Raw genomic sequence first — 8,264 nt, 5'->3', positions numbered from 1 at the left:
CAGCTTCGGCCGCCGGACTGGTGATTGTCGCTGATAGCCAGGAGGCGTCGAATACATCAGCATCTTCGCTACGCTGTCGCGCGATATATTGAAATGCTTTGCAGCCTGACGTCGGCTCATCCCTTCCGAGACGGCCAGACGAACCTTCAGATAAAGATCCACGGTGTAAATCCTCTGTCCCTCCTGCGCTCATTGCAGAAGGAAGATAGGTGGCCGGATTTTACTCCGCCCGCGACCGAATTATTCCGCCGCTTCCGTGGCCGACTTTTGCACCGCCGATCTCAGCGACGCTATTCTCAACCTTAGACCACTGTTAGCCGCCTGCCATATCCTGGCGGCTCCGTTTGCTTCAATTGAATTTTCCTGTTCCGAGGTTGATCATCTCATCGATGACCGTAGCGCGGACCAGAAAGTTGAAAACGCTATTCCTACTCATGGCTCAGTATGATGGACGCGTGATCATCCCCGCTGAAATCGTGTGCAAGGACTACTTCTCTCACCTGACGATCACCAAGTTTCTGCGCAAAGTTAGCACCGGAGAGATCGACCTACCGCTTACACGAGCTGAAAGAAGTCAGAAAAGCGCGAAAGGTGTGCACATCCAGGACCTAGCCTCATACCTTGATAAACGGCGCGAGATTGCGTTGTCGGAGGCGCGAGCCTTCCGTGCCAAATAGCTCCCGGCACCCGCTTGACATTGACTAACCCAATCTCAGCGTGGCTAGAAGCCTAGCAATGAACCCGCTGTTCGCACGCCCATCCTCCGTAGCTCCTTCGATACCGACAATACCAGTGCCGAGTAGTACGACAAGGGTACAACTTAGCGGAAATCAGTTCTCTTACTGATTGATTTTGCGACGTTTTTCGCGACGTCCGTCCAATCCATCACATTCCAGGATCGACACCATCTGACGATCACCGTCAGCCATGGCCTTTAGCCGGCGGCGCACCTTCTCCATGGCAGCCGGCAGAACCCAGTCATGGAAGGGCGCGCCGTTTCTGAGTGCTCCCGGCTTGCGGGTCAGGACCGGTACATAATGCCAAGGATTATAGATCGTCTCGCCGCGGCCGAAGCAGCGCTCATGCTGACCGATCTCGACGCCATCCTGGCGAATGACGATGTGCTCAGCGTATGCGTGGATCTCGGCCGGACGGCCCACAGCGGTCGACAGTACGGAATACTTGTTGTTGTCGAAGCGGACGAGGCAAGTCTTGCCGATCGCCGCCTGAACGGCATGGAAGCCATCGAACTTGCCTGGGTATCCGATCAGATTGGATCGCTCTTCCTCGAAGACGTCCCAGACCGTGCGCTGTGGCTGATCGACATGTTTGTGGGCACGGGCGTAACTGATGCATTTGTCCAGCAACCACCCGTTCAGCTCCCCATAGGACTTGAAGCGTAGTCTTGGTGTGAAGAAGCGCTCCCTGACCAGGTTAACCTGGTTCTCGACCTGTCCCTTCTCCCAGCCCGACGCCGGCGTACAGGCCACTGGCTCGACAAGGAAATGACTGCACATCTGCAGAAAACGGCGGTTGTATTGCCTTTCCTTGCCGACAAAGACCGTCTCCACCGCGGTCTTCATGTTGTCATAGATCCCGCGCGTACAAGCCCCGCCGAAGAAGGCGAATGCCCGGTCATGGGCGTCGAAGACCATCTCCTGCGTTTCTCGCGGATAGGCCCTTACATACATCATCCGGCTGTGGCAGAGCCGGACATGCGCCACCTTGACGGTTGTCGTCACGCCGTTCAGCACGACAATCTCGTGGCTCCAGTCGAACTGGTAGGCCTCACCGGGTGCGTAATAGAGCGGCACATAGGCTTCTGTCGAAACAGAGCCGCGCTCCTTAGACCATTTGCGGGCATAACGCCGGACGGCATCGTAGCCGCCTTCGTAACCTTGATCGCGCAGATCTTCATATATCCGGATGAGCGTCAGCCGTTCGCGCGACGGCTTGGCATCATTGGCGAGTAGTATTCCATCGAGTTGGTCCTGCCACGGTCCAAGCTTCGGGCGAGGCTGCGTCGTGCGCTCATAGGAGAACGCTGTCTCACCACCGCGCAGAACCTTCCGTACCACTTTACGCGAAATGCCCAATTCCCGGCAGATCGCTTTGATCGGCATGCCTTGCGTCAGGGCAAGCCGGCGTATCTTCGCAATTGTTTCCACAACAAGCATCCAAATAAAAAGCCTCCGAGATAAACCGGAGGCTGTTGTAACCCCTGTGCCAGAAGGGGTCCCTTTTGGAAGCCGATCACCCCTCTAACGGGGTCCTTATTCCACGCCTAATCACAGACCAACGTCCAACCTCGTTTGTGTGCCTCGGACTGGAGTTTCTCGGAATAGCATTCCGGGCAGCGGTATCCCGGACGACCATCAATCAGTCCGTCGCGGGAAAGCTTTTCGATGCGGCCGAATTGTCGACGAACCGTGTGGCCGCATGGGAGCAGGTATTGAGCATAATGGCGGTCGTGCTCGTCGCGCTTCAGAAAGCGATAGCCGCAGTTTTCAGCGTTATCGCGGCCTCTTGTTTCCTGGCAGGCTGCGCACAAAGGCGTGGCAGTCCTGAGCACGAAGACTTTCTGCACGGTGTGTCCGCTGCATTTCTTGCATTCCAATACGATGTGGTACCGGTTACGGACACGCCCGACCACACGAAATCCTTTGCTCTCGGCAATGTCCTGCCATTGCGGCGGAACCGGACCGGGATAGGTGCGCCGCCACTCGCTGTCCGGCACATGCCGTGATCGATGTGGGATGTGCAGGCGTCGCGGTTTCTTCGGCAGACGGTCGGGAGAATGATTGTCAGTCATGTGTGTGTTCCTGTTCTGGACGGAATCCATCCGGATACTCCGCGTAGCAAAGGCGCCGTCAGAGCAAGCGGGATCGGTTCCGAAAAATCCGGAAGGTCAATTTGCTGGATTGGACGCAACGAAGAGGGATCTCGCAGGATGGTACCCCGTCGGGGCACGTCGAATGCGAGTGCGGTACCGCTGAGCCGTTTAACCTGGCTCAGTCGGGTGACTACGTGGCGATTTCTGAAATCTCGTTGTTCGAGAGCGTATCGTCCGGGCTATGACGATAGATGTCGAGCTGCATCAGCACCTTAAGCAGCGCTCTGCAGTGTCTGAGCTGATCAACGGTATCCCGGCCAATATGGGCGCTCCCATTATCAAGGAAGTTACCGGCATAGAGGACGATGTTTGATCGAGCTGTTGTCAATTCAGACCTGCTTGCGGCGTTGATCATGGCGTGGATCAGTCGCGCCGTTCTTCGCAGAGGCACATCCGAAGCGATCATTGGTGCCAGATTGCTGAGAACGCAAACCGACTGCGTGAAAGCATCAAGAGCGTTTTCTGCTCCGGACAGCCAAGCCTTGAAGGCAGGGTCGAAAATGTCCACGCCGTCGATTTCTTTCTCGCGGTCGATGACCGTGACCATCTCGCCGAGCATTTTCGAGAAAAGCAGGTTGATAGGAGACGCTCCGCGAAGGAACACGTCTTCATTCGCCCGAGCGGGCGTGATAGTTGCTGTGTCAGCCATGTCTACCTCCTGATAAGGTTAGGCTTGGTTAGGGCGTGGCAGAGCGGCAACTCTTGCCATCGCCCGTCTAATGTGTCACTTAGATATCCTGACGTCAATATAAAGTTGAGGGATTTCTTCATGGCACCACCAAAAAAATATCACGAACCCGTAACGCTGCGGCTTCCGAAGGATTTGCTGGAAAAAATTGACCAGGTTCGAAGACAGCAGACGGAGATTCCCTCTCGCCAGGATGTCATACGTCAGATACTGGACGACTATTTCGAGAAGAACGGCTGAAAGGGTTTCGGTGGTTCTTGGTTCCGGATTACAGCACGCGGATCCGGCAAAATGTCTTGTATTCCGGTTTCCTCAGCGAGACCTTCGGCTATGCAAAAAAACGCACCGGTCCGGATTGTTTCTGTGGATCCCGGAACGGTGCTGGCTCTCGCCTCCGCGTTGTTGTTCTATTTGGCGGCAGCCCGGATTTTTCACATCCGAGTTTATTTTCCTTCGGTCAGAAACCGGAATAGCGAAATTGCTGTGCTCTCATCCAGCGATGACGCCAGCCGGATGACGTTGCGCCCATGCCTGAAATTCACGCGATAGTTCACTGCCGAGCCAATTCTGGTGCCGAGATTGGCCATGGCAATTGATGCTGATGCGCCGGCGCCACCGGTGAGAGCGGCTGTGGTCCCGACCGGACCCGTGCCGCCGATGATCAGTCCCGTGTGGATGCCGCCCGATGCAAGCGGCCGGCCTTTTGCGTGGCCGTTATCGACAAACACCTCGCTGATGTCGTTATAGGCGTAACGCTTCCCATCGCATTCCAGGCCGCCTTCGGTGAGCCGAAAGCTGAAGGGCGGACTCTTGAGCCGGTGAACAGCATAAACCAGTGCCGCATTGATCGCCAAAGCGGCAGGAATGTAGAGATCGGCCGGAAGAAAGCTGAGTGGTCCGCGATTGATCAGGAGTGTGAACAGAAACGACGAGGGCAGAAGCATGACCAGGAAAAGGACGATGAGCCCGGACAATTTCAAGCCAACGCCTTTTCCGGAGACGCTCACCGACCCATCTCGGGCGGCTTCAACTTCAAATCCGAGATCCAGTTTCGCTGTTTGTGATACTGACATGGGACAATAAACCTCCGTGCGCCTGCGCGACAGGCGGTATGCAGCATTCGGCGAAACCGATGCGGATGTGGGCGAAAGGAGCAGCGAACGACTTCACCGCGAAAGAGAGATGCGACCTGATCTATTGCTTGGGGGCTTGCGCGTCAGCGCGATCAGGTCGTGCTTCAAAGACCATGCCGTTCGAAGACAGGTGGAAGGGCTTCTGGCGGGGAACCAAAGACTTCCGACGTGCCGTTATGGCTTCGGACGACGATCAGGTGCCCGTCCTCCTTGCTAATCGCAACTGTCGCAAAATCATCGCTGCAGTCATGCGGCCGGCAACCACCGTGAACAAACCACGCACCGCGATCCTCGAAAGAACCGGAGCTGACAGCCGTCGCGCGCTGGATCGCCTTCAGATCCGTGCCATTGAGAGTTTCCTCGATAGCCGGCAGAAACCGGGGATCCTCGAGGAGCTCATATGCCGTGAGCCCTTCTAAATCAGAAGACATGATGCGCTTTCCGGAAAGGGAGCGAACCGCAGCTGCGTGTTCGACATGAAGTTGCCGTGGCGCAAGCGTGAAGATCAATGGCGTCCTCCCCTGCGCACCGTCGACGGCATAGAGCATGACCTCGAAGTTCGGCGTGCCTTCGAGATAGTGATCGGTGGGACGGAGGTAGAGCGGTTTGCCGCCCATATCTTCCCCGAGGATATAGCGCGCGGCTGGCGCATACTGCCCCGAGAAATGCAATCCCGATGTCTTACCTGCAAGCCAGTCACGGTCGTAAGCGACCGTGAGGTCGGAGCGAAGGAAGGCGTCGACATCGTCGTCCAGCACAGTTTCGAGTGCGCGGCCATGATCGGTTTCCTTGAGGTCGAGGACACCTTCGGCCTTCGTCAGTATCCAGTCTCCCCGCTGCTTCTCGAAGATCAGGATGCCGCAGGCATCGGCCAGATGAGGTGTGTCGCAGTCGAGGCCGCGACCGGTGGCGTTCGTGTCAATGCGTCCCAGTTCGGTCGTGGCAAAGGCCGTAAAACCCTGTTTCGCGAAAATTTGGCTGACCATGTCTCCACTGTTGCCGAAGCCGACACGAAAGCGGGAGGCGTCGGAGAGGTCTTCGTCCTGGATGCCTCCCTCGACCATCCGGAATTTGCCGTCATCATAGCGTCTGTTTTCGCTGGCGGCATAGCCGTAGCTGAGTTGGAGTGCGTCGCGTACCAGAGGCCAGGGCGAACCGATCGGTGGCAGGCCGGCAAGCTGCAGGATTTTAGCTTGCGTGGTTTGAACGAGCGCTTCGACCTGGTCACCATCAAGACCTTGCGTATCCGGAACGCTCTCAATGCTAGCGATCACCGTGTCGTTGCCGTCAACATAATCAAACCGGTAAAGCGTCGCGAGCATACCCCCGCGATGTCCGGGATCCCTCCGGAAGTCGCCGGCCAGAAGAAGTCCGGATGGCAAACTTGATGAAGCCCTTTCTTTCTGCCGGATCTCCCGTCCTTCTTCGGGTGAGGCCGGCAGAACGGCATAGTCGGAAGCATTGGAGAAACGAAGCCCGCTTCCAACGTCCAGATAGATACCCGGCTCGAAAAGATTGACCGGGAAGCCGCCTCTCTCAGCATCATAGTCATCAAGACGAATGGCTGCACGGAACAGCACCTGCGATCCCGATCCGAAATCGGTTTTCATGCGTTTCAGCTTCAGCACCTGTTCCGCAAGGACATTGCCTTTATCGAATTCGTCAGCCTGACGGTATTCCGGCGTTCGGCGTGCGATCTGGTCATAGTCTGGCGTTTCGTCCGCAAACACCTGCGAGAGATTTCGCCAGAACTGGTCATCTGGAAACTCAATAACCTCAGGGTGCGCAGGCCCTGCGGTTAAGCACAGGAGAACTGCAATGATGATCTGTTTCGTCTTCATGGGCTGCCCTCACGATTTGCGCAGACGTCTTTCACAGTTGTCTCTTCCAGGCCGTACGGTTCCGTTATTAGCAGTGCGAGAGGTGTAACGAGAATCTAGGAGGGGAAGAGAACATTGCTTTCAGGAATGATTCTGGGTTTGCTGTCATGGCGAAATCGCCGCCATATGATGAGTATACTCCGTGGAAATATACTCATCAAGTCTCGAATGTCCAGATCATGGACATCAGGGAGCTCTTTGCGAAAAACCTAAGGCAGGCCCGAAAGGAAAAGGGGCTGTCGCAGGAGGAGCTTGCGCACCTTGCGGAAGTCGACCGAACCTATGTCGGCGCCCTGGAGCGTCGTCGCTATAGCGTGTCTATTGATGTGCTGGATCGTCTCGCAACTGTGCTCGAGGTCGAGGCTTGGCAATTGCTCTTGCCCGCCAAAACTGCAGACGACTTCAACCGCCCCTGAAGGCTGCCACAAAAGCGTGCGTGTCTATACCGCGCACAACGTCCGTGATGACATGTTCAGGAGCGTGTGAGTGTCGCCGCCTGATGGCTGTTTAGACTTGGGCAATTCGCTGGAACGTGGTGATTGCGATACGAGCGCGACTTCCACTTCATGCACGAATTACGGACAGCAGGAGGATCGGAAATGCGCTAGGAATGTCATTGGCACACATTAAAATTTGAGCTGTCTGTGGCCATTCCGGTTTCATCAAAGCGTCATAATAAGGGTATTGTGCGCTTTACCCCTTATTATAACGCTTGAAAAAACCAATCGTCGGTGAAGGCTTACAAATGAACTTCCCCTGGCAAGAGACGGTCAAAGGTCATGATTGGTCGCGGTTCTGGCGGTGGACAGTGCACATCATCAAGGCACGGATAGTGCAGCTGGGGACCGATGTCCGCAAAGCTATAGAATTGCTGAATACCGTTGTGGAAGTGGTCGAAATCGAAAGGGAAGCAGGCGCCGATGAGATTTCCGCGGCGCTTCATGCGGAAATGCCTTGGATGGCGTCGGCGAGAGTGGTTTTCTGGCAGGCGATGCAACAGTTTGTGGGGTCCGGCATGCTGGTTTCCGTCTTCCGGAGGGTTCAGCATAGCGCATTTTGGGGAAACAAGCGTTTGTCACGAGGCAGCCTGGATGAGCTAAAGAATAGCTGTGTGCGAAAAAAACAGCGTTCAAATCCTGCTCTGGGACCCGGCGTGAGATTCTGACTGCAGTCGTCCGGCCAAGCAAGACGAATCAATTACGATCGTCCTGCTTTGGCCAGCGCATAGCATTGATCTCCTCCCACAACAGGTTCTGCACTTCGGTGTGCGCGCCGGCAATGCGGACGGCTACCACCGTCAGCATCGTGTAGGGCAGCACGTCACGGAGGTCAAAAATCAGGCCTGAGCGGATCGCGTCTTTCGCTATGCTTTCCGGAACCCAGGCAACGCCGACACCGCTAATGGCAAATTGCAGCGCGGCAAGCGTCAGGGCGGTTTCGACCTTGCGATGGACGAATTCGCCGCTCTGGATGGAAGGCATCACCTCCTCGTTGAAGATGCGGCCGAGAAAGGCGTCACTCGGGTATGCGATCACCGGCAGCTCACCGCGCCCGTAGCTTTCGTTCAAAAGCTCGAGCCTATGCGAGGCGAACACCGGTATGAAGGCCTCCGTACCTAGTGGATTGATCGGATCAAAGGAGTCCGTTGGTTGATTCCCAACCGCTTTGAG

The 8,264-nt window shown here is 56.1% G+C and carries 9 protein-coding genes and 2 pseudogenes; 4 read left to right on the top strand and 7 right to left on the bottom strand.

What is annotated here, in order from left to right; genetic code table 11:
- Window positions 1-162, bottom strand: a 162-nt coding sequence (locus V6766_RS25300; RefSeq protein WP_448471005.1) for a helix-turn-helix domain-containing protein, incomplete at its 3' end; no start/stop codon positions are given.
- A gap of 227 nt (window positions 163-389) precedes the next feature.
- On the opposite strand from V6766_RS25300, the gene V6766_RS25295 reads away from it, so the two are divergent.
- Complete coding sequence (locus V6766_RS25295) at window positions 390-677, top strand: pyocin activator PrtN family protein (RefSeq protein ID WP_448471004.1); 288 nt, start codon at window positions 390-392, stop codon at window positions 675-677.
- 201 nt (window positions 678-878) lie between these two features.
- Here V6766_RS25295 and istA read toward each other — a convergent pair.
- The 3 genes and pseudogenes from istA to V6766_RS25280 all read right to left on the bottom strand — a co-directional run.
- Window positions 879-2,177, bottom strand: a pseudogene (gene istA / locus V6766_RS25290) (IS21 family transposase); the annotation flags it as partial.
- Window positions 2,178-2,284: 107 nt separating this feature from the next.
- The gene (locus V6766_RS25285; protein WP_448471003.1) at window positions 2,285-2,812 is read right to left on the bottom strand and encodes a hypothetical protein; all 528 of its coding nucleotides are present in this window, start codon (window positions 2,810-2,812) and stop codon (window positions 2,285-2,287) included.
- A gap of 211 nt (window positions 2,813-3,023) precedes the next feature.
- Window positions 3,024-3,542 carry a hypothetical protein gene (locus tag V6766_RS25280; protein ID WP_448471002.1) on the bottom strand — a complete coding sequence of 173 codons (519 nt, stop codon included), beginning with the start codon at window positions 3,540-3,542 and terminating at the stop codon, window positions 3,024-3,026.
- Window positions 3,543-3,662: 120 nt separating this feature from the next.
- Here V6766_RS25280 and V6766_RS25275 point away from each other — a divergent pair, with 120 nt between their 5' ends.
- The gene (locus tag V6766_RS25275; RefSeq protein WP_448471001.1) at window positions 3,663-3,821 is read left to right on the top strand and encodes a ribbon-helix-helix domain-containing protein; all 159 of its coding nucleotides are present in this window, start codon (window positions 3,663-3,665) and stop codon (window positions 3,819-3,821) included.
- 203 nt (window positions 3,822-4,024) lie between these two features.
- Here the strand turns inward: V6766_RS25275 and V6766_RS25270 are convergent, their stop codons facing one another.
- On the bottom strand, window positions 4,025-4,654 hold the full coding sequence (locus V6766_RS25270; RefSeq protein ID WP_448471000.1) for a hypothetical protein: 630 nt from the start codon (window positions 4,652-4,654) through the stop codon (window positions 4,025-4,027).
- A gap of 164 nt (window positions 4,655-4,818) precedes the next feature.
- On the bottom strand, window positions 4,819-6,555 hold the full coding sequence (locus tag V6766_RS25265) for a hypothetical protein (RefSeq protein ID WP_448470999.1): 1,737 nt from the start codon (window positions 6,553-6,555) through the stop codon (window positions 4,819-4,821).
- Between the two features lie 218 nt (window positions 6,556-6,773).
- Between V6766_RS25265 and V6766_RS25260 the strand changes: the two genes are divergently transcribed.
- Complete coding sequence (locus V6766_RS25260; protein WP_230721730.1) at window positions 6,774-7,010, top strand: helix-turn-helix domain-containing protein; 237 nt, start codon at window positions 6,774-6,776, stop codon at window positions 7,008-7,010.
- Window positions 7,011-7,306: 296 nt separating this feature from the next.
- Entirely contained in the window at window positions 7,307-7,759 is a 453-nt protein-coding gene (locus V6766_RS25255; protein WP_448470998.1) for a hypothetical protein, read from the top strand.
- Between the two features lie 28 nt (window positions 7,760-7,787).
- Here V6766_RS25255 and V6766_RS25250 read toward each other — a convergent pair.
- Window positions 7,788-8,264 (bottom strand): annotated as a pseudogene (locus V6766_RS25250) (hypothetical protein); the annotation flags it as partial.

It is taken from the genome of Martelella sp. AMO21009 (assembly GCF_053484295.1).
This window is presented reverse-complemented; position numbering and strand designations above follow the sequence as displayed.

Coding starts and splice junctions, on each gene's coding strand:
- V6766_RS25295 (WP_448471004.1), top strand. CDS start 390: ATGACCGTAGCGCGGACCAGAAAGTTGAAAACGCTATTCCTACTCATG.
- V6766_RS25285 (WP_448471003.1), bottom strand. CDS start 2,812: ATGACTGACAATCATTCTCCCGACCGTCTGCCGAAGAAACCGCGACGC.
- V6766_RS25280 (WP_448471002.1), bottom strand. CDS start 3,542: ATGGCTGACACAGCAACTATCACGCCCGCTCGGGCGAATGAAGACGTG.
- V6766_RS25275 (WP_448471001.1), top strand. CDS start 3,663: ATGGCACCACCAAAAAAATATCACGAACCCGTAACGCTGCGGCTTCCG.
- V6766_RS25270 (WP_448471000.1), bottom strand. CDS start 4,654: ATGTCAGTATCACAAACAGCGAAACTGGATCTCGGATTTGAAGTTGAA.
- V6766_RS25265 (WP_448470999.1), bottom strand. CDS start 6,555: ATGAAGACGAAACAGATCATCATTGCAGTTCTCCTGTGCTTAACCGCA.
- V6766_RS25260 (WP_230721730.1), top strand. CDS start 6,774: ATGGACATCAGGGAGCTCTTTGCGAAAAACCTAAGGCAGGCCCGAAAG.